This window comes from Vibrio tubiashii, assembly GCF_028551255.1.
GTDB lineage: Bacteria > Pseudomonadota > Gammaproteobacteria > Enterobacterales > Vibrionaceae > Vibrio > Vibrio tubiashii_B.
The window spans coordinates 183,960-206,957 of sequence record NZ_CP117030.1 but is presented as its reverse complement, the minus strand read 5'-3'; the positions used below and the strand labels follow the sequence as shown (position 1 = coordinate 206,957).

General features: G+C 47.8%; 20 protein-coding genes and 3 pseudogenes. 4 read left to right on the top strand and 19 right to left on the bottom strand.

What is annotated here, in order from left to right:
- Positions 1 to 34: 34 nt before the first annotated feature.
- From LYZ37_RS16295 to puuE, 19 genes and pseudogenes are all read right to left on the bottom strand, one after another.
- Complete coding sequence (locus LYZ37_RS16295; RefSeq protein ID WP_272787937.1) at positions 35 to 724, bottom strand: urease accessory protein UreF; 690 nt, start codon at positions 722 to 724, stop codon at positions 35 to 37.
- Positions 725 to 734: 10 nt separating this feature from the next.
- On the bottom strand, positions 735 to 1,298 hold the full coding sequence (locus LYZ37_RS16290) for a HupE/UreJ family protein (RefSeq protein ID WP_272787936.1): 564 nt from the start codon (positions 1,296 to 1,298) through the stop codon (positions 735 to 737).
- A 39-nt stretch (positions 1,299 to 1,337) separates the two neighbouring features.
- Positions 1,338 to 1,790, bottom strand: a complete 453-nt coding sequence (gene ureE, locus LYZ37_RS16285) for an urease accessory protein UreE (RefSeq protein ID WP_171803437.1) — start codon at positions 1,788 to 1,790, stop codon at positions 1,338 to 1,340.
- A gap of 68 nt (positions 1,791 to 1,858) precedes the next feature.
- A complete protein-coding gene (gene ureC / locus LYZ37_RS16280) occupies positions 1,859 to 3,562 on the bottom strand; it encodes an urease subunit alpha (RefSeq protein ID WP_272787935.1) in 1,704 nt (567 codons plus the stop codon).
- 22 nt (positions 3,563 to 3,584) lie between these two features.
- The gene (locus LYZ37_RS16275; protein WP_272787934.1) at positions 3,585 to 3,926 is read right to left on the bottom strand and encodes an urease subunit beta; all 342 of its coding nucleotides are present in this window, start codon (positions 3,924 to 3,926) and stop codon (positions 3,585 to 3,587) included.
- Positions 3,927 to 3,934: 8 nt separating this feature from the next.
- On the bottom strand, positions 3,935 to 4,237 hold the full coding sequence (ureA, locus tag LYZ37_RS16270; RefSeq protein WP_272787933.1) for an urease subunit gamma: 303 nt from the start codon (positions 4,235 to 4,237) through the stop codon (positions 3,935 to 3,937).
- 57 nt (positions 4,238 to 4,294) lie between these two features.
- Positions 4,295 to 5,203: an urease accessory protein UreD gene (locus tag LYZ37_RS16265; RefSeq protein ID WP_272787932.1), complete on the bottom strand. Its 909-nt coding sequence runs from the start codon at positions 5,201 to 5,203 to the stop codon at positions 4,295 to 4,297.
- The gene (gene urtE / locus LYZ37_RS16260) at positions 5,200 to 5,895 is read right to left on the bottom strand and encodes an urea ABC transporter ATP-binding subunit UrtE (RefSeq protein WP_272787931.1); all 696 of its coding nucleotides are present in this window, start codon (positions 5,893 to 5,895) and stop codon (positions 5,200 to 5,202) included. The genes LYZ37_RS16265 and urtE overlap by 4 nt, the downstream gene beginning before the upstream one ends.
- Before the next feature lies 1 nt (position 5,896).
- The gene (gene urtD / locus LYZ37_RS16255; RefSeq protein WP_069668908.1) at positions 5,897 to 6,748 is read right to left on the bottom strand and encodes an urea ABC transporter ATP-binding protein UrtD; all 852 of its coding nucleotides are present in this window, start codon (positions 6,746 to 6,748) and stop codon (positions 5,897 to 5,899) included.
- The gene (gene urtC, locus LYZ37_RS16250) at positions 6,745 to 7,938 is read right to left on the bottom strand and encodes an urea ABC transporter permease subunit UrtC (RefSeq protein WP_272787930.1); all 1,194 of its coding nucleotides are present in this window, start codon (positions 7,936 to 7,938) and stop codon (positions 6,745 to 6,747) included. The genes urtD and urtC overlap by 4 nt, the downstream gene beginning before the upstream one ends.
- 9 nt (positions 7,939 to 7,947) lie before the next feature.
- A pseudogene (urtB, locus tag LYZ37_RS16245) lies at positions 7,948 to 9,249 on the bottom strand (urea ABC transporter permease subunit UrtB); the annotation flags it as partial.
- A gap of 423 nt (positions 9,250 to 9,672) precedes the next feature.
- Entirely contained in the window at positions 9,673 to 10,956 is a 1,284-nt protein-coding gene (gene urtA / locus LYZ37_RS16240) for an urea ABC transporter substrate-binding protein (protein WP_004744086.1), read from the bottom strand.
- Positions 10,957 to 11,190: 234 nt separating this feature from the next.
- Positions 11,191 to 13,110 carry a methyl-accepting chemotaxis protein gene (locus LYZ37_RS16235; RefSeq protein WP_272787928.1) on the bottom strand — a complete coding sequence of 640 codons (1,920 nt, stop codon included), beginning with the start codon at positions 13,108 to 13,110 and terminating at the stop codon, positions 11,191 to 11,193.
- Between the two features lie 140 nt (positions 13,111 to 13,250).
- Positions 13,251 to 13,520 (bottom strand): annotated as a pseudogene (locus LYZ37_RS24360) (urate hydroxylase PuuD); the annotation flags it as partial.
- Positions 13,521 to 13,609: 89 nt separating this feature from the next.
- Positions 13,610 to 14,552: pseudogene (locus tag LYZ37_RS16230) on the bottom strand (urate hydroxylase PuuD); the annotation flags it as partial.
- An 11-nt stretch (positions 14,553 to 14,563) separates the two neighbouring features.
- Positions 14,564 to 15,127: an ureidoglycolate lyase gene (locus LYZ37_RS16225; RefSeq protein WP_272787927.1), complete on the bottom strand. Its 564-nt coding sequence runs from the start codon at positions 15,125 to 15,127 to the stop codon at positions 14,564 to 14,566.
- Between the two features lie 14 nt (positions 15,128 to 15,141).
- Entirely contained in the window at positions 15,142 to 16,128 is a 987-nt protein-coding gene (gene alc, locus LYZ37_RS16220) for an allantoicase (RefSeq protein ID WP_239854955.1), read from the bottom strand.
- Positions 16,129 to 16,249: 121 nt separating this feature from the next.
- Positions 16,250 to 16,765, bottom strand: coding sequence for a 2-oxo-4-hydroxy-4-carboxy-5-ureidoimidazoline decarboxylase (uraD, locus tag LYZ37_RS16215; protein WP_171320518.1), 516 nt, complete (start codon positions 16,763 to 16,765; stop codon positions 16,250 to 16,252).
- A 1-nt stretch (position 16,766) separates the two neighbouring features.
- Positions 16,767 to 17,690 (bottom strand): allantoinase PuuE, encoded by a 924-nt coding sequence (gene puuE / locus LYZ37_RS16210; protein WP_171320517.1) that lies wholly within the window; start codon positions 17,688 to 17,690, stop codon positions 16,767 to 16,769.
- Between the two features lie 352 nt (positions 17,691 to 18,042).
- Here puuE and uraH point away from each other — a divergent pair, with 352 nt between their 5' ends.
- The 4 genes from uraH (at position 18,043) to LYZ37_RS16190 (ending at position 22,967) form a co-directional block, all read left to right on the top strand.
- Positions 18,043 to 18,396, top strand: a complete 354-nt coding sequence (gene uraH, locus LYZ37_RS16205; protein WP_272787926.1) for a hydroxyisourate hydrolase — start codon at positions 18,043 to 18,045, stop codon at positions 18,394 to 18,396.
- A 136-nt stretch (positions 18,397 to 18,532) separates the two neighbouring features.
- The gene (locus LYZ37_RS16200; RefSeq protein ID WP_004744095.1) at positions 18,533 to 19,876 is read left to right on the top strand and encodes an NCS2 family permease; all 1,344 of its coding nucleotides are present in this window, start codon (positions 18,533 to 18,535) and stop codon (positions 19,874 to 19,876) included.
- Positions 19,877 to 20,034: 158 nt separating this feature from the next.
- Positions 20,035 to 21,441 (top strand): nucleobase:cation symporter-2 family protein, encoded by a 1,407-nt coding sequence (locus tag LYZ37_RS16195; RefSeq protein ID WP_272787925.1) that lies wholly within the window; start codon positions 20,035 to 20,037, stop codon positions 21,439 to 21,441.
- 164 nt (positions 21,442 to 21,605) lie between these two features.
- Positions 21,606 to 22,967, top strand: coding sequence for an 8-oxoguanine deaminase (locus LYZ37_RS16190; RefSeq protein WP_272787924.1), 1,362 nt, complete (start codon positions 21,606 to 21,608; stop codon positions 22,965 to 22,967).
- Positions 22,968 to 22,998: the final 31 nt, after the last annotated feature.

The following is a 22,998-nucleotide window of genomic DNA, read 5'->3' as shown; positions in this document are numbered from 1 at the left end:
ATTAAGTCCTTCTAAATCTTTGCTTGCTACTTCGCTAAGAGCGAAACAGCCGTGTGTACTGAGTTTCATGCAAACTGCTAGCAATTGAGATTGATGGAGTAAAGCTGCCGATCATCCAATCTTCAATCGTTCTGGCTCTATCTAATGCTTGAGGAAACCGCTCACTGAGTTGAATCAGAGCACGTTGCCCGTCTGTTTGACCTAAAGGCACAAGCTTGACCCCTGCCATAATCAGGTTTTCAGCCCAGCTCCATAAGTAGCCTTGTTTGAGGTGCTCAATCTCTATGTCCCAGTGCTGCGCGGCTACGCACAGCCCGAGCAGCTGATTTGGCTCGCTATCGGCATAATCAAAACTGTCATGATAGATATCGAGCTGCTTGAGTAACGTATACAGCGCTTGTCCACGCTGCTTCTCTTCGGCCCTGAGTTCCTTGGTTTCTCGGCTGCTGTAGAGCAATTCACTCAGCGCAATTAACTGTTGCTTGTTATTACTTTTCAGCGCTTGGGCGTAGCGCTCAAGGATTGGCAATTCTAGTGTCGCGACACTGTTCATCAGCATGTTATCTAACCAATCTTGCATTGAAGCACGATCCGATACCCACTGCGCTTCAACCGCCCACTCCAAACCTTGCGAATAAGTAAAACCACCGATGGGTAGAGAGGGGCTTATCAACTGAAACAGGCGATACAACGCCAGATCGCTTGGCCTTTTTTGATAAGACATAGGCTAAGGTTTACAGGATAACGAGGGCGCTAACTGAGGCAACACCAACAGAAAGCCAAGGGCTTGAAAGTGCGCGACCAAACTGCAAGCCAAGAACCATAAGCGCCGCTGCGCTGACGGTCATGCCCGCGGCAAACGAAGAGATTGCGCCTTGCGCTTCAACACCGTGCGCATAACCGTGGAAAAACACTAAGCCAACACATAAAGTCAGCGCCAAACGCAGCATATCTTTTGAAGCGTGGAAGGCTTGCCAGATTGCGCCGCTCACGACAAACAGCGAAGCCCCTATCGCAAGCTCGACGCCATTAAAGCCGCCAAACACCTGCCCAGCAGCGAGGCCAACCAACAATGAGGCAAGCGCGCTGAGTACTAATCCTACTTTACGCACAGCTGACGTCTGTACGCATGCGACTAAAATACCAAACGCGACCAACATAACCAGGTGATCGAAACCAGTTACCGGGTGAGTTAAGCCTGCGGAGAATGACCCAGTTTCGTGACCGGGATGCGCCATCACCGAAGATGAGAGAAGAGCCAGAGAGGTGAATGCAGCAAATTGTTGTGTTTTTTTCATAATAACTTCCTTGTTGTTATTGCTTTAATTTGTGTGTGATTAGTGGTGGTGATGGTGCCCACCAGAGCGGCCGCCATAAGCGCCACTTTCTGGCTCGAATGACGCGTCTTCTGTGGTCACTTTCGCACCTAAGCCTTCAACCATTTCGTCGAGCACATGATCGTGCTGGTAACGAACCCAGCCAAATTCAACTTGCAGCGGTACATGCCGGTTACCAAGGTGGTACGCCACGCGCGTTAGTAGATGCAGATCGCTGCAATAAATCGTAGAGACCTTTTCCGGCGCGGCTTTGATTTCGACGATCATGCCGCATTGGCTTTTAAGTTGTTCACCGCCACGTAAAATGTGTCCGCGTGGCAGAAACAAGCCCGCTTCACGACCATCATCTAGCTCAACTTTAAGTCGGCTCTTAATTCGGCTATCAATTGGCAAGCTCAGAAACGCATTAGGTTTAGTACAAATTTCTTTGCTGATTTCGGTAAGTTCGATCATCTCATCTCCTTATCAGTTCGTTTTCTCATTCAATCGTTCGTTTACTGGTTAGCTATTTCGTTGCAGCGTTAAAACAAGAAGTACTTTTGTGCCATGGGTAACACGTCAGCAGGTTCACACACCAACAGCTCCCCATCAGCGCGAACTTGGTAGGTTTGTGAGTCCACTTCGATGTTCGGCTGCCAATCGTTGAGCTTCATATCGGCTTTACTGATATCTCGGCAATGGCTGACAACCCCGATTTGGCTGCCAAGACCAAGCTCACTCGCGATGCCTGCTTGCTCAGCCGCTTGGGAGACAAACAGCATGGAGGTGTTTTGCGATGCTTTACCATAGCTGCCAAACATGCTGCGATAATGGACAGGCTGAGGGGTTGGTATCGAAGCATTAGGATCGCCCATCGGAGCCATGGCTATCATGCCCCCTTTTAGGATGACGCTTGGCTTAACGCCAAAGAAAGCGGGCTTCCACAGCACGAGGTCAGCAAGCTTACCCACTTCAATTGAACCGATTTCATGCGCCATACCGTGAGTAATTGCCGGATTAATGGTGTACTTAGCGACGTAGCGTTTGAGTCGAAAGTTGTCGCTGTAGGAAGAGTCTTCTTTCAAGCTGCCGCGCTGCACTTTCATTTTGTGCGCCGTTTGCCAAGTGCGAGTAATCACTTCGCCCACACGCCCCATTGCCTGTGAGTCAGAGGCAATCATCGAGAAAGCACCGAGATCGTGCAGAATGTCTTCGGCGGCGATGGTTTCGCGGCGAATTCGAGACTCGGCAAACGCCACGTCTTCAGCAATAGAAGGCGACAAATGGTGACACACCATCAACATATCGAGGTGCTCATCAACGGTATTGACCGTGTAAGGACGAGTTGGATTGGTCGACGATGGCAGAACATTGGATTCACCCGCAGCGCGAATAATATCCGGGGCGTGCCCACCACCTGCTCCTTCGGTGTGATAGGTATGAATCACACGATCGCCAATCGCACCTAACGTCGATTCTACAAACCCTGACTCATTCAGCGTATCGGTATGAATCGCGACCTGAACATCCATCTCGTCAGCAACCGACAAACAGGTGTCAATTGATGCCGGCGTCGTGCCCCAATCTTCGTGCAACTTCAATCCCACCGCACCCGCCGCTACCTGCTCTCTTAGCGCTTCTGGCTGACTAGCATTACCTTTCCCGAGCAGGCCAAAGTTCATTGGGAACTCATCTATCGATTCAAGCATACGGTGCATATTCCACGGGCCGGGAGTACAGGTTGTCGCGTTGGTTCCTGTGTTGGGGCCAGTACCGCCACCAATCATGGTGGTGACACCTGAAGCCAATGCTTCTTCGATTTGCTGAGGACAAATAAAGTGAATGTGCGAGTCGATACCGCCCGCGGTTAATATTGATCCTTCCCCTGCTAAGATCTCTGTCCCCGGTCCAATCACAATCGTCACTTCTGGCTGCACATCAGGGTTACCGGCTTTGCCTATCGCTTGAATACGCCCATTTTTAACCGCCACGTCTGCCTTGACGATACCCCAATAATCCAATACCACTGCGTTGGTGATGACCAAATCTGGCGTTTCAGCGCTTGGTCGTTGACTTTGCCCCATGCCATCACGAATCACTTTACCGCCGCCGAATTTAACTTCGTCGCCGTAAACAGTGAAATCCTTTTCCACTTCAAGCCACAGTTCGGTGTCTGCGAGTCGCACGCGATCACCCACTGTTGGCCCAAACATTTCGGCGTATGCCTGACGAGAAATGCTTGCCATTACCTATCCTTGTCTTTGTTTTTTATTGGGCGAGTTTGCCCATGACCTTTCCTTGGAACCCGTATATCTCTCGCTTACCTGCAAACTCAACCAACTCAACCGTGCGAGATTGGCCAGGTTCAAAGCGGGTCGCAGTGCCGGCAGGGATATTGAGACGGAACCCTTTGCACGCCTCACGTTCAAAGCGCAGTGAATCGTTGACCTCAAAAAAGTGATAATGCGAGCCGATTTGTACTGGTCGATCGCCGATATTTTCTACTTTGACCTTGATGGTCGCGCGGCCAACATTGAGTTCAATCTCACCGGGGGCGGATTCAATTTGACCGGGAATAAAACCAGAATATTGACTTGTTGGTGCTGACATATGATCTCCTAGGCGATTGGCTCATGAACGGTGACCAATTTGGTCCCATCAGGAAAGGTGGCTTCGACTTGTACATCAGGAATCATGGAAGGCACGCCCTCCATAACGTCATCAACAGTAAGTAGTGTTCGTCCAAAGTCCATAAGCTCAGACACCGTTTTGCCTTCGCGAGCACCTTCAAGAATGGCACTGCTAATAAATGCTACAGACTCTGGATAGTTAAGCTTTAACCCTCGCTCTTTTCGTTGCTGCGCCAGCATCCCAGCGCAGAAGATCAACAGTTTGTCTTTTTCTCTCGGTGATAATTCCATTGGTTTCCTTGCCATTCCCTTAACATGATGGAGAAGGTGCAAAGAGAAACATGGAGTTTAGGTTGCCCAAATCCTTGGGGGCTGGGGAGTTTCACCTGTCCAGTATTGGCGCGCTTGTTGCCAAACCTGTTGAAAGCTCTCCAAGATCACCTCACTCCATCGACCCAGCGCTCTCACGACAACCATTTCTTCTATCTGTGTCGCAGCAATCACTAAGTCCTCTGTGCCGACTTCTTGCTGTATGTTAGAGAGCAAGCTCTGTACCAGTTGAAAAAAATCCTCATTTTCGACAGAAATATACAGCGTTCCCGCGAGAGAGAAATTAAGCAAACCCTTTTCTATCATGGACTTATCACCACCAAAAATATTTAACCCCTCGGTCAAAATTTTTCTTCCATCTCGGTAAACCTCTGTTTTTCCAACTAAATGTCCGGAGGAAAATCCCTCATTTAGTGCAGGACGTCCAAAACAGTGCATTTCCCAGCCCACATATAGGGCATCATGATCAAGGTGAATCTCGGTATCAAGGCGAGCATGGGCGTCAGGAAAGAAGATGTTTTCTTGCGGTAACCACTCAAGTAAACCACCACCTTCAACATGCAATATCTGTTTCTGATGAGCGTAGCGTTTTTCAGAGCGATAAAACTTAGTCGCACCCGGTGTGGTGACCAGAGCATGAGCCCCTTGTTCCACACGAGTGCTTATTTGCAGAGTGTCGCCACCGACCACACCGCCGGGTGGATGCAACAAATAGGTATGGCACGTTTTCCCTTCGGGATACAAAGGGCGCTGAATCGCTAAAGGCCCTTTCTGTTGACGGTCTTTGATGACGGTTTTATCCCCTCTATCTTTAAACAAAAGCGATAACATGGCCTTCCAGCCTTTCTCTACATCAGACTCGATGTTCTTTTTAAGCGTCTGATTATTATCACCTAAATCAAACGCAACGGCAGGTTCACAAATCATACGGTGAGATACTCCTTTATCAATCTATCATCCAGCTCTTCCATGTCCCCTTGGGCGACAGTGCGCCCTCTATCCAAGATGCAAAACTGATCACCGACCTTACGGGCGAACGGCAGTTTTTGCTCAACCAGTAAAACCGTAAGTCCAAATTTCTCATTCAACATGCGAATAATATCGCCGATTTCTTGCACAATATTGGGCTGAATCCCTTCCGTCGGTTCATCCAAAATCAGTAAGCTAGGGTTGATTACCAGCGCCCGACCTATAGCCAGTTGTTGCTGCTGCCCACCCGATAAATCGCCCCCTCTGCGATGCAACATTTCCTTCAACACAGGAAACAGCTCGAAGATAAATTCGGGGATGTGACGGTCTCCTCTTGCTCGGATAGGTAAACCTACTTGCAAGTTTTCTTCCACAGTTAACATTGGAAAGATTTGACGACCTTGTGGAACATAGCCGATCCCCATTCTGGGCCGAGCTTCGGCTTCTTTTTTGATGATAGAGTCACCTTCAAGGGCGATGTCGCCACTCTCTGTTTTGACCAACCCCATAATGCATTGCAGTAAGGTCGTCTTACCCACACCATTACGCCCCATTAACACGGTGCATTTTCCTTTGGGGATCTCCATCTCCAAGTCCCAAAGTGTGTGGCTCTCACCGTAAAACTGGTTCAATCCAGAAATTGATAGCATGTTATTCCCCCAAATAAACCTGTTTGACTTGCTGGTGCGCTTGAACCTCATCCATAGTGCCTTCTGCCAACACATGCCCCTGATGAAGCACAGTGACATGGCTAGCGATAGAGCGAACAAAGTCCATATCATGCTCAACGACCACCACAGAGTGTTTACCAGCTAGTGAGTTAAGTAGCTCAGATGTACGATCCATCTCTTGGTGAGTCATGCCAGCCACAGGCTCATCAATAAGCAGCAGCTTAGGGTTTTGCATCAACAGCATTCCTATCTCTAACCACTGTTTTTGGCCGTGGGAAAGGTTGCCTGCCAGCAGCGTTTGGTGGTCATGCAGATGAATTAAACTCAGTACCGATTCGAGCTTATCTTTTTGCTCTCCCGTCATCTTCGCCACATACGAGCCCCACACGGAACGCACACCCGACATCGCCAGTTCGAGGTTCTCCCACACTGTTAAGCACTCGATCACTGTCGGCTTTTGAAACTTACGGCCAATTCCCGCATTGGCGATCTCGGCTTCATTCATATTAAGTAAGTTGAGGTTCGAGCCGAGCCAAACTTCACCAGTATCCGGTTTCGTCTTACCCGTGATGATGTCCATCATGGTGGTTTTCCCGGCTCCATTTGGGCCAATAATGCATCTCAGCTCGCCTTCACGGATGTACAGATTGAGATCATTAATCGCTTTAAACCCATCAAAGGTTTTATTCACCCCTTCCACATAGAGCAAGATGTTGTGTCTGGTATCAATCAGTGGGTGGACGTCCGGCTTAAGAAACGAGAACACTTGATCTCGACGCGTAACTTCAGCGAGTGATTGCTTAAATTGCTCGGTGCGCTTTAACTCAGTCATACCAAGATCTCCTTGCTTTTCTCTTCGTCAGTGTTCGACTCAGCGGAGTCATGCCCGCGGTTTCGATTGACGACTAAATGCCACTTATCACTGATAAAGCCGATTAAGCCTTTCGGGAAGTAGAGCGTTGAAAGGACGAACAAGCCTCCGAGGGCAAACAGCCACACTTCTGGAAACTCCACCGTGAACCAGCTTTTGGCATAGTTGATCACCAAGGCGCCAACAATCGCACCAAACAAGGTCGCACGACCGCCAAGTGCGACCCAAACCACCACCTCTATCGAATTGAGCGGTGCAAATTCACCTGGGTTAATAATGCCAACTTGCGGCACGTACAGCGCCCCAGCAATCCCGGCGATCACCGCAGAAAGGACGAACACCCACAGTTTGATGCCATCGACGTCGTAACCCATAAAGCGTGTGCGCGATTCGGAATCACGAATCGCAACCGATACGCGACCAAGACGGCTCGCCACGACGCTGCGACAGACCAAATAGCTGACGATAAGGCCTATACCAGTCGCAATAAACAGTACGATTCGGGTACTGTCTTGCTGCAAGCTAAAACCCAGAATGTCTTTAAAATCGGTTAAGCCATTGTTGCCACCAAAACCCATTTCATTGCGAAAAAACGCCAACATCAGCGCATAGGTGAGAGCTTGAGTAATGATGGAGAGATAGACCCCAGAGACCCGAGAGCGAAACGCCAAATAGCCGAATACATACGCCATTGCGCCGGGTACCAGCACCACCATCAGAGCCGCAAACCAGAATTGGTCGAAGCCATGCCAAAACCAAGGCAGTTCTTGCCAGTTTAGGAACACCATAAAATCAGGCAGGATAGGATTACCATAGACACCGCGATCGCCGATCTGACGCATTAAATACATACCCATCGCGTAGCCGCCAAGCGCAAAGAAAGCGCCATGGCCTAAACTGAGAATACCCAAATAGCCCCATACTAGATCGACGGCGAGCGCTAACATCGCATAGCTAAGGTATTTACCCAACAATGAAATCGTAAAGGTTTCGACGTGAAGCGGGTGCGAAGCGGGCAACATCATATTCGCCGCCGGAATTAAGATCACCGCTGCCAAGATGACCAATATTGTCATCTGACCGCCTTTATCGCCTTGCAGTGCAGAAAGGACAAAAGAGCGTGAGGGTTTCGTGTGTGTTTGATTGGTCATAACGCCTCCTTAACTCTCAGCCGCGCGACCACGTTGAGGGAACAATCCTCTTGGTCGCTTCTGAATAAATAAGATGATAAACACCAGCACCAGAATCTTAGCCAGTACCGCTCCGGCCCATGGCTCTAAGATCTTATTAAACAGTCCCAAACCTAAACCAGCGACCAGTGTTCCCCAAAGGTTGCCTACGCCACCAAACACCACCACCATAAAGGAATCGATAATGTAGGCTTGGCCCATATTTGGCCCAACATTGGTCAACTGAGACAGAGCTACGCCTGCCACACCTGCCACACCCGCACCTAAACCAAATGTCAGCGCATCGACACGCTCAGAACGAATCCCCATAGCTCTCGCCATCGGGCGGTTTTGCGAAACGGCACGAACCTGTAATCCGAGGGGGGTTTTCTTCAAGATCATCACTAAAGCCAGAAATACTATGGCACAGAACAAGATGATGTAGAGGCGGTTGTAAGTCAGTGACAGCATGGGGTTGATTTCCAGCGCACCCGCCATCCAATCTGGCGTACTTACCGAGCGGTTTAACGGAGAGAAGATAGAGCGAACTGCCTGCTGAAGAATCAAACTGATACCGAAGGTTGCCAATAACGTTTCAAGAGGTCGCCCATACAGATGGCGAATCACACTGCGTTCAATCAAGATCCCAACCAATCCTGACACCAGGAATGCCATAGGAATCGACAAGATCAGCGCCACACCGGTATGAGCCGGAAGCAGTTGCTGCATCACATAGGTGGTATAAGCTCCAAGCATAATCAACTCACCATGCGCCATGTTGATCACGCCCATAACCCCAAAGGTAATCGCTAAGCCAATTCCCGCCAGCACCAATACAGAGCCAAGACTTAGCCCAAAAAACAACGTCTCGACACCTGCGTAGAGTCGCTGGCTTTGCTGGTAATCTTGTAAACCACGCTCTGCGGCCGCAATGATTTGTGGATCAGTCTCTTGCGCCAAAATCGTGTTAAGAGTCTTAAGTACAATGGGTTGGTTGGATTGAGAGATAGACTCAACAGCGTCAATGCGATTGGGAGCCTTGGGATCAAGCGCCGCATCAACCGCAATGGCGAACGCCAACATAGCAACGATCTCTGCGTTGGTTTCACTTTGTTGTAATGCGCTGAGCTTATCTATCGCTTCAGGGTTACCAGTTAGCGCTTTGATTGACTGCTTGCGAACCTCTGGGTCCTCGCTGTTAAGACCAAGTGATGCAATTTCAGTACGAAGGTAAGCACGAAGTTTATTGTTCACTTTTATTTTTTTAAACTTACGCTTGTTTTCAATGATCAGAGGATCGTTAATCCAAGCCTGTCTCGCCTCTGCCCCTGTTTGAGCACTCTCGATAATAAATAGCTGCTGATGCTGAGCGTGTTTATGATCTTTAAGGTAATAGAGCTGTCCATTCAGCCACGCCTCTAGAATGGGCTTGGCTGTGTCATGAGAATAGTTTGAGGCAAGCCAGCTAGCCGCTTGCTGCTTTTCGTGTGTGTTCTTTCCAGTCAACGTCTGGAAAAAAGAGTTTTGAGTCAGTGGCTTAACGTTCTCGGCCGACGCTGTCGTTAATCCAATAAGCACAGAAACGAGCACACAGAGCATCCGTAATACGGTCGTCATGATATGCATCCTTGCGTTAGAATTTATGGCAATAAAAATGCGCTGCGTTACCACATGCAGCGCCAAACTTTTCAGGTTATTTATTGGGGGTGTTGAGTCTTAATTGGTCCCTGAACATTTCTTGGTTTCAACATTAAACGCACCGCAAGAAAACGGCTTCGACCAGCTAGAGAAGAGTTTCGCCGATTCAGGGAGATACTCTGACCAAGCATCACCTGCTACAAGGCCCGTCGTTTCCCAAACAATATCAAACTGACCATCATCTTGGATTTCACCGATTAACACAGGCTTAGTGATATGGTGGTTAGGCAACATAGTTGAGTAACCGCCTGACAAGTTTGGGACAGACACGCCAATCAATGCATCTTGCACGGCTTCAGGATCTGTCGTTCCTGCATTGGTGACCGCTTGCGCCCACATGTTAAAGCCGATGTAGTGCGCTTCCATAGGATCGTTAGTCACACGCTTTTCGCTGGCGATAAACTTTTGCCACGTTTCGACGAACTCATCGTTTTTCTCCGTATCGACGCTCATGAAGTAGTTCCATGCCGCTAAGTGGCCGACAAGCGGAGAGGTGTCCATACCAGACAGCTCTTCTTCCCCAACAGAGAAGGCCACAACTGGGATATCTTCTGAAGAGATACCTTGAGCGCCAAGCTCTTTATAGAAGGGGACGTTGGCATCACCATTAATCGTCGAAACCACAGCGGTCTTTTTGCCTTCAGCGCCAAACTTCTTAATGTCAGAAACGATCGACTGCCAGTCTGAGTGGCCGAATGGAGTGTAGTTAATCATGATGTCTTTTTCGCTCACCCCTTTGCTCTTGAGGTAAGACTCTAAGATTTTATTGGTAGTACGTGGATATACATAGTCAGTGCCGGCCAGTACCCAGCGCTCAACATCAAGTTCATTCATTAGGTAGTCAACCGCTGGAATCGCTTGTTGGTTTGGCGCAGCACCAGTGTAGAACACATTCTTCGACGACTCTTCACCTTCATACTGAACAGGGTAGAAAAGTAGGCTGTTGAGTTCTTCGAATACCGGCAACATAGATTTGCGCGATACGGATGTCCAGCCACCGAACACCACATCGACTTGCTCTTTTTCAATCAACTCGCGAGCTTTTTCTGCAAACAGCGGCCAGTTTGAAGCAGGGTCGACCACTACCGCCTCAAGCTTTTTACCGAGTAGGCCGCCTTTTTTATTTTGCTCTTCCACCAGCATAAGAACCGTGTCCTTCAATGTGGTTTCACTGATCGCCATGGTGCCAGAAAGCGAGTGCAAAACGCCAACTTTAATAGTGTCGGCGGCGCTCACCACTCCTGACATACAGGCCAATGCGGTACCTACTGCTGCAAGCTTGAGTTTGAACTTCGTGTTCATTGGATATCTCCTTATAGTGAATTGTTATTCAATTCTTTTTCCTAAGGAAACAAATCCAAAATCGATGCCAAATTAATAACTTAAAGATAAAATTCATAACTATTTGATTATAAATAGATTAAATTTAAATCTTGTTATTTTGGTGCAACCAAGCGATAGCACATCGCTGCATACTAGTGCAATTACATATTCAATTTCACCAATTTGGAGAGATGACTCGTAAAATTACCTCAACTAAAACCGAAACTTAGCCACTAGCTCACTAAGAGAGTCAGCATTTCTCTTCAAACTAACGCAGTGTTGTGATGTTTGCGTGACCATCTCAGTATTGCTTTTTGCTACATCGGCAATACTTTCAACGTGCGGTGCAATCTCATTAATGACCTGAGACTGTTGGCCTGTTGCGGTGGCAGTCTGTGCACTGAGTTGATTGATCTCCTCAACAATATTGCTGATAGAGGCAAGGTGGTGTTCAGACTCTTTAGCTGCGGTGAGACACTCACTACCTATTTTGTGGCTCTGGCTAACTTCACTAACGACTGTGTTACTAAGTCCCTGTAAGTTTTCAATGATGGTACGAATTTCACTGGCAGACTCATGGGTTCGAGAGGCTAATGTTCTTACTTCATCGGCAACAACAGCAAAGCCACGGCCTTGTTCACCTGCTCGTGCCGCTTCTATAGCAGCGTTTAATGCCAGTAGATTGGTTTGCTCAGAGACACCACTGATGACATCCAGTACCGTATCAATGGCATTGATATCATTTGATAGCTTTCCGATGCTTTGGTTACTCTGCTCTAACTGTTGGCTCATAGCTTCAGTACGTGCGTATGTTTTACTCACTGAGCTCAAACCGTTTTTCACCTCTAATGTAGTTTTGTAGACATTGTCTGAGGTATGGGTGGCATTGTTAGCGATTTCTTCAGAGCTGGCGCTCATTTCATGAACCGCGGTTGCTACCTGATCAATGTTGTGTTCTTGACCATGGATCTGCTGTTTCATTTCGTTAGCTTGTTGATCAATCAGATTGATGGTTGCAACTAGCTCTTTACGCGCTCTTTCTATTTCTTGTAAAACGTTGCCCATATAGGCGACAAACTGATTGTACCCCTTGGCAATGTTACCCACTTCATCACTACGACTTTCATCCAGTCGTTGAGTCAGATCGCCACCTCCCCTACCAATTTCAAGCAGCAGTTGAGCTGTAGTCGAAAGTGGTTTGAGCAAGATATGTGTCATATATGCGCTGATAATGATAAACAGCAGTGCTACAGATCCGCCGACCCAAATCATCGTTTCGATGAAGTGGTTAATCTCGGTGAGCACTTCAGCGGTGGGTTGAACAGAAATCAGCACCCAATCAAGTTGCGGTAAGGCCATCAAACCAACGATCGTCGATGTTTGTTCAAGCTTTGATTCATGTATAACAGGCGCTGTTCCAATCAAAGTTTGCAGCTCAGGCGTCAATGCTCCAAGCCCAATATCAGCCAACTGCTTTCCAACTTGCTGGGTATTAGGGTGCACTTTGACTTCACCGTTCTTGTCGACCAACATTAATCGACCTGAATCGCCTAGAGAGTAGTTAGCGACAGTATTGCCTAAGTTTTCGAGCGACAGACCAATCCCCGTCACTCCTACGCGGCGGCCTTGACTAATCACAACATGGTTAACAAAAACCGTTGCGATGCCTGTACCATCGTCGATATCAATCGACAGCTCGACCTGTTTGTCGCCATTGAGAAAGCCATAAAACCATTGGTCATCCGCTGAGGAACTCGACATAGATTTGAGCTTTCCACTGGGCAAATAATAGCTGTCGTCGACAGTGGTAACGAAAAAGGCCGTTAAAGCATTAAACTGCTGCTTGATCGCGGCAAGCTGTGCACTGATCTGCCTACTATCTTGACCGTCAAAATCCGTAAGTGGTTGTAGCTGGGACATCACTTCAGCAACAACCAAAGGCTTTTCTAGTTCCAGTTGAATTTGGTTACTGACCTCTCCCAACGCCGCTGGCATCTGCTGTGAATAAGTTTTGTCGAGGATAATCTTCTGGCCCTGACTGACGGTAATGCTAATTAGCACCACAATGACCAGAATCACTGCCATCACCGTCGCCACGATAGTCTTGTGTCGAATACTTAATCCAGTTGCCATCACATGTCACTCCTTTTAGCGGTATAAAAAACCCCGGAACAGGGGCCGGGGGATCTCACTTGAGATAAATAGCGGGAAATACCACGTTTGCATGAATCACGCTTATCGGGCTTGCAATCCGATAAGCGAGATAAGTTGGGTTAGTTGATTACTGACCCTTGTTCTACCCAATTGCCAACCAACACACGTTCGTCATCTGTCATTTGGGTCAAATTACCTAATGGCATGTATTTAGTATTAACGGTTTGCGCTATACGTGGACCATTGGCTTGTATCTCTTGAGGTGTATCTAAGATCACTCCGGCTGGCGCAGCAGCAAAGGCAGCATGGGTTGGCGTTGCAGAGTGACATACCGAGCAGCGCTCTTGAATGACCTTATTGATTGCTGCAAAACTAACACCGCTAGGCGCCGCAGATTCCGATGCTGACGCACCTGTTTGCTCAAGGCTCTCCGATGTTGCTGCCACTGTGTCTGTAGAGCTTGCTTCCGGCTGCGCAGTCGCTTCAACCGCAACAGGTGCTTTCGCCACTGGGGCTGCCGCTTTCTTAGCATACGGTGAGGTTACAAACGCAAGTGTCACCATACCTAATGCAGCTACAGGAACCGTCCAAGCGAATTTCTGGCTACCATGACGAGTATTGAAGTAATGGCGCACCAAGATACTGAATATCGCCAAACCTGCGAGTATTGCCCAGTTGTACTCCGAGCCATAGGTACTCGGGAAGTGATTACTGATCATGATGAACAGCACTGGCAAGGTTAGGTAGTTGTTGTGACGAGAACGCAGTAAGCCTTTCGCAGGCAGTGCAGGGTCTGGCTCGCGGTTTTCTTCAATCGCACTCACTAAGTTGCGCTGTGCAGGCATGATAACGCGGAACACGTTACCGACCATGATCGTACCGATGATTGCACCAACGTGAATATAAGCGCCGCGGCCACTGAAGACTTGAGCTAGACCATAAGCCGCGCCAACTAAGAGTACGAATAGAACCGCACCTAATAGCATTGGCGTTTTACCTAGTGGCGAATCACACAACAAATCATAGATAAACCAGCCAGCAACCAAAGCACCAACACCAATGGCAATTGCCGTCGTTGGTGATAAGCCCGAGCCTGGTGCAATCAAATAGATCTCAGCGTTTAGGTAGTAAACCACAGCCAATAGCAGCACACCGGTGATCCAAGTGAAGTACGCTTCCCATTTAAACCAATGCAAATGCTCAGGCATTTCTGGTGGTGCAAGTTTGTATTTTTCTAGGTGGTAGATACCACCTCCGTGAATCGCCCAAAGGTCACCTGAAAGGCCCGTTTTTGGGTTAACCCGGTTTAGGTTGTTCTCCAACCAAACAAAGTAGAATGAAGCACCAATCCATGCGATGCCAACTATCATGTGAACCCAGCGAATCGCTAGATTCAACCACTCCGTGATATGTGGATCCATAATTTACTCCTTTACAGCGCTTGTTCCATGCGCTGTTTTTCTTCCAGCTTGTTGTTGCTCGGTAGATCGTCCAAATGTAGTGAGACTAAGTCGTTCTCGAAATAGACTTCATCGCAGTTATGCCCTTCACCGCCTCGGTCGACGATAAGAAACTGATCTTGGTCAGTTAGGGCTAACACTGGGTGATGCCAAACGCCTTTGTGGTAGTTAACACCTTGACGTCCATTGCTCAAGAACGCGCGGCATGACTTCAGACTTGGTTGATCCCCTTTTGGCGCAACAACAATAAGATACGGTTGACCAAGCAACGGAACGAAAGCTTGCGATCCCAAAGGATGACGTTCTAACATTTTTATCGTTAACGGATAGCTAAGCGGCGTCGCTTGAAAGATACTGATGATGGCTTCACCACCTTGCTCTTGTACATCGGTGCTCGCTAGCTTGTGATAACGACGAGTCGAGCCATTGTTGATCATAAAGTAGTCGCTATTGTCTACTTCAATCACATCCCCAAACTCAGAAAATGCTTGCTTGGTCAAAGGTTCGATGGTTAAACGGCGAATTCCATTGCTCATATTGCTTCCCTCGCTTATTTCGCTTTAGTGCCAAACAAACGTAAACGGCTGATACCACCATCAGGGAAAATGTTAAGGCGAACATGAGTCACAGCGCCAAGATCATTCACCTCTGAGCTAAACTCGTGAATGTCATGTGCCTTGAGCTTTTGCGCAGGCAAGAGTTCGCGCCAGAAGAGACTCTGAGTTGCAACTTGATCGTCCGTTCCGCCTTTGACATACGCAGCTTGAATTGAGCAGCTATCTGGGAAGTTACCTTTAAAGTGGGCTGTATCGACAACTACTCGGTCAATGTTGCCTGCATGTCCCAGCGCGACAATCACCCAATCATTACCCGGAGTACGACGACGGGCTGTTTCCCAACCATCACCCATATTCTCACCACGACCTGGGCCAAGAATATTAGACTTGTTGCCGTAGTGCTCATCACTACATGCCAAAGCGCGACCGCCATTTTCAACCGCAGCAAGGTCGACTTTCTGCTGGCTATCGATGCGATCCCAATCAACGCTAGGTCGACCATAAACGCGTAAACGTGCAACACCACCATCTGGATAAATGTTGAGACGTAAGTGAGTAAACACTTCATCGCTTTCGATCTGTTCAAGATGATGGTGATCGCCTTGCAAACCCATAGACGGCAGAATCTCTTGCCACTCCGTTGCGTCAGTTGGATCACCGTCAGGGGAGTAACAAGCATCAATCGAAGCCGACGGCGGGAAGTTACCCGTGAAGAAAGACGTATCAATATCAACACCCGCAATTGTGCCTGCAAGACCTAGGCGGATGACACAGTAATCGTAGCCTTCACCACGCTTACGGCGGCTTTCCCAGCCATCCATCCATTTGCCATTATCATCGTAAAGATCGTCTTTCCATTCTGGTGCTTCACGGCGTAAGAGTCGGCTCTTATCAGCAAAAAAATCATCGGTAGCGTAGATAGCTTCTGCGCCAAGTTTATCGTCAGCAAGGTTAATGTATTGTTCAATATCTAAGGACATGTCCTTTATCCTTCCAATTATTCAAAAATAGGTTAAGTGAGTATGCTCATCTAGAGCTCTATGCCCTTTGTCGGGCAGATATCAATCGATATCAGAACGAAACAGTCGCCATCTCCGTGACTTACATATCTCGTAGGCGAAACAGTGCGATCTTGTTGATCTCCTGTATCGCAGTAGCAAACTCAGTGTCACTATCATTGCCTAATCGCTTCTCGAAGGATTCAAGAATTTGGTAACGATTGGCCCCTTTCACTGCCATGATGAAGGGAAAGTTGAAGCGGCTTTTGTAACTGTCGTTGTACGTAGTGAATTTTTCGAACTCTTCCGCTGAGCACTGATCAATGCCTGCGCCAGCTTGTTCCGCAGTGGATGCGGCAGTAAGTTCGCCGTTAATTGCTGCTCGCCCAGCTAAATCTGGGTGAGCATTTATAAGTGCAAGTTGTTTTGCTTTCTCTGCGTCTAAAAGCGTTTCAGCCATTCTTAAATGCAGATTTGAAACAAAGTTATCCTGATCTGATAACCCTTGATCGTAGACGGCTTCTGCCACCCATGGGCTATGCTCATACACATCGCCAAAGTGGGAGACAAATTCCGTACGTTCCATTTGAGATGGTTTGCAAAAACGAAATTCAGTCATGTTATTTTCCCTCTTTTGGTGTGTATGGATGATGCTCGTGCCAATGACGAGCGATATCAACACGGCGACATAACCAAACATCGTCATGTTGTTTAACGTAATCTAGAAAGCGCTTTAACGAGGCGATACGACCGGGTCTGCCGATCAGACGACAATGCAGACCAACCGACATCATCTTAGGGGCTGTCTCGCCTTCAGCGTATAAAGTATCGAATGTGTCCTTTAGGTATTGGTAGAACTGTTCACCCGAGTTAAATCCTTGCACAGTGGCAAAGCGCATGTCGTTGACATCCAGTGTGTAAGGAATCACTAACTGAGGTTGACCCGCCTCGGTATGCCAATAAGGCAAGTCATCGTCATACGCATCTGAGTCGTATAAGAAACCACCTTCTTCTGCAACTAACTTGCGGGTATTTGGCCCTGTACGACCTGTATACCAACCAAGCGGTCTTTCACCGGTGATCTCTTTGATGATTTCAATCGCTTTCATCATATGGTCGCGCTCTTGCGACTCATCCATGTATTGGTAATCAATCCAGCGATAGCCGTGACTACAAATCTCGTGTCCCGCTTGAACCATAGCTTCTGCGACATCTGGATGACGTTCAATCGCCATCGCCACTGCGAATACGGTCAATGGAATCTCGTACTCATCAAATAGCTTTAACACACGCCACACACCTGCGCGGCTACCATACTCGTAGATAGATTCCATGCTGATGTGTCGCTCGCCTTTAATTGGCTGCGCGGCTGGAATCTCTGACAGAAAGGCTTCGGACTCATCATCCCCATGTAGAAGGCAACGTTCACCACCTTCTTCGTAATTCAACACAAACGACACGGCGATACGAGCACCACCTGGCCATTTAGGGTGCGGAGGATTCGCCCCATAGCCAATCAGGTCTCGTGAATAATCCTTATCCATTCAGGCTCTCCTTAAATACAAGACACTTTGTCTTTATGCCTTCTTAAACTTCATACATTTATTGTATACAATAAATTATCTTAATGTAAAGATTTTGTTGTTAAAGTTAATTTACGTAAACAAAAGCCATTTTATCAATAAGTTATGTACACTTAGGCTTAAATGGGTATCTAGCTCGATCTCACAAAACTGATTTTTGTTCACTTTTACTAGTAACAAAATTATAACATCAAGCTTTACTATCCGAATATTTTGTGTACATATATAGGTAACAGAAGCAAATTTAAAACAACTTTGTATACAATTTAAAATCAATAATCGCTAAGGAGAGCGCTGGGCGCGAATAACAATTATGGGCAAATTAACTACACACGTATTGGATACAATGCACGGCGTTCCCGGTGCAAATATTCAAGTTGAGCTGTTCCGTGTTGGAGAGGGCAGCCTGACCAAGATTAAAACGGTCACCACCAACTTTGATGGTCGAACTGATGAACCAGTGCTAGAAGGCGATGAGTTTGTGACAGGCAAATATCAACTGGTATTCCATGTTGCCGATTACTACAAGAACCAAGATGTCGACCTTGGTGAAATCCCATTCCTAGATGACGTTGTGATTCGCTTTGGTCTAGGAGAAACAGGTGCACATTACCACGTGCCTTTGCTTGTTTCGCCGTACAGCTTCTCTACCTATCGTGGAAGCTAACCAAAGTAATCAGCAATAGATAACCCTAACAACGTCATACATATCAATCGGGAGAATTGGAGTCTGCAAAAACACCATCAAAATGCAGAAAGCGGTATTCAATTTCAGAAACATCAAAACAAAAGGACTTGCTGACATGAATGAAAGCAAAGCAGAAGTGCTGAATAACGAAAGCCAATCGGGTGGCTTGCTAGAGCGCTTTTTCAAACTGAAAGCACATGGAACCAGTGTTAAAAACGAAATGATCGGGGGGATTACCACTTTTGCCACTATGGCATACATCATTTTCGTTAACCCTCAAATCATGGCGGCTTCAGGGATGGATTCTGGCGCAGTCTTCGTTGCAACCTGTATTGGTGCAGCGATTGGCTGTCTGTTAATGGGACTTTTTGCCAACTGGCCTGTCGGTTTGGCGCCGGGCATGGGCCTTAACGCCTTCTTCTCTTTCACTGTCGTTAGTGAAATGGGCTACAGCTGGGAAGTCGCGCTTGGTGCGGTATTCCTCTCAGGTATCCTATTTGTCGGGATGAGCTTCTACAAAATACGCCAATGGATCATTGAAAGTATTCCAGAGAGTTTACGCTTCTCCATGACCGCAGGTGTCGGCCTTTTCTTAGGTCTTATCGGGCTTAAAACCGCGGGGATTGTGGTAGAGAACCCAGCCACTTTGGTTTCGCTTGGCGACTTCACTAAACCTGATGCGATGCTTGCAGCTATCGCTTTCTTAATCATCGCGGTACTTAGTGAGCGTAAAGTTTTCGGTGCGGTACTGATCGGGATTTTGAGCGTCACTGTTGTTGGTATGATGTTAGGTCTTGTTCAATACAACGGCTTCTTTGCAGCGCCGCCAAGTATTGCACCTACCTTCTTGGCAATGGACATCTCTGGCGCGTTTAACATCTCAATGGTGAGCGTCATCTTAGCCTTCTTGTTCGTTAACATGTTCGACACTGCGGGCACACTGATGGGTGTTGCTGAACGTGCGCATCTGGTTAACAAAGAAACAGGTAAAATTGAAGGGCTTAGCAAGGCGTTAAAGGCTGATTCTATCTCTAGTGTCGCAGGTGCTTGTGTCGGTTGTCCGCCTGTCACCAGTTACGTGGAAAGTGCAGCGGGTGTAGCAGCAGGTGCTCGTACAGGTCTGTCAGCCATTGTGGTAGCAGCACTATTCTTAGCCGCTATTTTCCTTTCACCTCTGGCAGGTATGATTCCAGCTTACGCCACGGCAGGTGCACTAATCTACGTCGCATTCGTGATGATGAGCAGTATGCAGCATGTCGATTGGAAAGATTTTACCAATGGCGCTCCGGCAGCGATTACTGCTCTGATGATGCCGCTGACTTTCTCAATTGCAAACGGTATTGCTCTTGGCTTTATTACTTACACAGTACTGAAAGTCGCGACAGGAAAAACTAAAGATGTCTCTATCTCAATGTACATCCTGACTGTCGTCTTCGTCGCTAAGCTTATCTACATCTAATTCCTAGGGTCTGATGACCCTAATTATCCTTGTGAAAACTAGCCTGAGCATGGGTTCGGGCTAGCTTCCTATACGAAAAATTCGTGACCCTACGTAGTTTGTAGAAGTCAATTGTCCAATCTACGAGAGACAAATGGAATCTCTCTGAGGTATAACCAATGAAACTTCTGTATACACTCAACCAAAAACCACCACACGGCATTACCTTGCTGCTCGCTTTGCAACACATGCTAGCATCCATTGGTGGTATTGTGGCTGTCCCGCTCATTGTTGGCGCATCCATCGGACTGCCTAATGAAGAGATTGTCTCGCTAATCAATGCCGCCCTACTCGCTTCGGGTATCGTCACCATGGCGCAATGTATTGGTGTCGGCCCTATAGGTATTCGTTTACCTGTTGTCATGGGCTCTAGTTTTGCTTTCTTAGGTGTGGCGATTGCTATTGGCCGCGAAGGCGGCGTCGCTAGCATTATGGGCTCGGCTTTAGTCGGCTCTCTAGTGGTGATTGTTGCTAGCTTTTATATGGACAAAGTCCGCAAGCTATTCCCAACGGTAGTGAGTGGCGTTGTTGTCACCTTAATCGGCTTAACCATATTGCCCGTTGCGATGAACTGGGTGGGTGATGCGCCCGCAGCGAGTGAAAACTTTGCCACTCTACCAAAGCTTTTCTTAGCCATCGTTTCACTGGGCATCGTGGTTGCAGTCTCGGTTTACTGTAAAGGCGCCGTTGCCGCATCTGCGATTGTTATTGGTCTAGCGGGCGGTTACATCGTCGCGCTATCCCTAGGCATGGTAAACCTCGATGATATTACCTCTGCCGCTTGGGTTGGTGGACCAGAGCCTCTTAAATACGGTTTAAGCTTTCAAGCTAGCGCCATTGTGAGCATGAGCTTGGTTTATATTGTCGTCATTGCTGAAGCAACGGGTGACTTTATGGCACTAGCAAACAACTGTAATAAACAAATCTCGGGCAAAGATTTGCAACGCGGTCTGCTTGGTGATGGCTTAGGCAGTACGCTTTCTTCGATTTTAACCGCTATGCCACTGGCTTCTTTCAGCCAAAACGTAGGGATAGTGGGCATTACTGGTGTAGCGAGTCGATATGTTGTTGCAGCAACAGGTGGGCTACTGATTTTAGGCGGCTTGTTCCCTAAACTTGCAGCCGTCGCGGTCACCATCCCTAAACCGGTTCTTGGCGGTGTTGGCTTTGTTATGTTTGGCATGATTGCCTACGCTGGTATTCGCATGCTGATTATGGCCGCGGACACCAAACGCAACGCTTTGGTTATCTGTGTCGGTTTAGCATCAGGTTTAGCCGTGACTTTTGAACCTCGTTTACTTCAGCACTTACCACACGATATTGCTAACTTCCTTCACTCTGGCATTACTACAGGCACCATAGCAACGGTTCTTCTTCATCAACTTCTTCCTAAGTCTTCCAACAAAGAAGTTCGTGAAGCACTGACAGAAAGTAAGGTTCAAGTCGAAGAAAAGATCATTCGAAAATCAGATGATGAAGCGCCACAAGTGGTAGAAAGTAAACTTGAAGCAACGACCACTGAATAAACTCACTTTAATCACAACAAAGGCATCAAAAGGAGACCTAAGCTCACTGACATCAATCTGAGCTTAACAACAATAACACCGCTAGTACTTGCTAGCTTAACTGTAACTAAAACGTTTAAGACCCTCTCCCCTGAAATGGCTGAGATGGCTAAGGACTATTATGAATGGAAACCATCTGGATTAAGAATCCACTGGCAATTTATACCGGAAACACGCAAGACGCCCAAGGTGGTCTCGTGGTTCAGGGAAACAAAGTTGCCGAACTTATCCCAAAACATGGGACGCCGTCCCACCAAATAGATTATGTGGTTGATGCCTCTCGGCATGTCGTCACACCTGGGCTCGTTAACGCCCACCACCATTTCTATCAAACCTTAACGCGCGCTTACCCTGACGCGTTAAACAAAGAACTGTTTCATTGGCTAAAAAGCCTGTATCCCGTCTGGGCAAACCTAGATGAAGAGATGATGAGTGTCGCGACTGAGCTTGCCTTAGTTGAGTTGATGCTGTCGGGTTGTACCACTGCTTCCGATCATCACTACTTGCTGCCAAACGGTTTAGAACACGCGATAGACTTGCAGGTCGAAGCGGCGCAAAAGCTTGGTGTCAGAGCCATCTTTACTCGTGGCTCAATGAGTTTAGGTAAAGAAGACGGCGGCTTACCGCCACAGCATACCATTCAAACCGAGCAAGCGATTGTCGACGACAGCTACCGTTTGATTCGCCAATACCACCAGCAACAAGAAGGGGCAATGACCCAAATCGCGCTCGCGCCATGCTCTCCTTTCTCCGTCACTACAGATTTGATGAAAGAAACTGCCCACATCGCCAAGCAAGAGAATGTCATGATGCACACCCATTTGTGCGAAACGCTGGATGAGGAAGATTTCTGTGTCGAGCAATTTGGCATGCGCCCGGTCGATTATCTCGAAGATGTTGGCTGGCTCAATGATAAAACTTGGCTTGCCCATGGTATCCATTTCAATAATGAAGAGATCCGCAGGCTAGGCCAAGCAGGCGTAGGCATTAGCCACTGCCCAACATCGAACATGATGCTTGCTTCAGGGATTTGTAAAAACAATGACCTAGAAGCCGCAGGTGTTAAAGTCGGCTTAGGCGTTGATGGCTCAGCCTCAAATGACGGCTCAAACATGATTGCCGAAGTGCGTATGGCGATGTACTTACAGCGCCTACAGTATGGCTCGGCAAACGTATCCCATTTTGATGCGCTGCGTTGGGCGACCAAAGGCTCAGCACAAGCGATGGGACGTAATGATATTGGCGAGCTTAGCGTGGGGAAACAGGCCGATATTGCGATGTTCAAACTCGATGATATTCGTTTCTCAGGCAGTCATGATCCTCTTGCTGCACTCCTATTATGTGGCGCTCAACAAGCTGACCGTGTAATGGTTGCAGGTCACTGGCGAGTAATGAACAGTGAGGTGATTGGCGTCGACATCCATCAATTGATGGAACGCCATAAAGCGGCCGCATCTAGGCTAGCGCGTAAAGCTTTAGGTGAGTAAGTCATATAGCCCCAGTCACTTACTGGGGCTC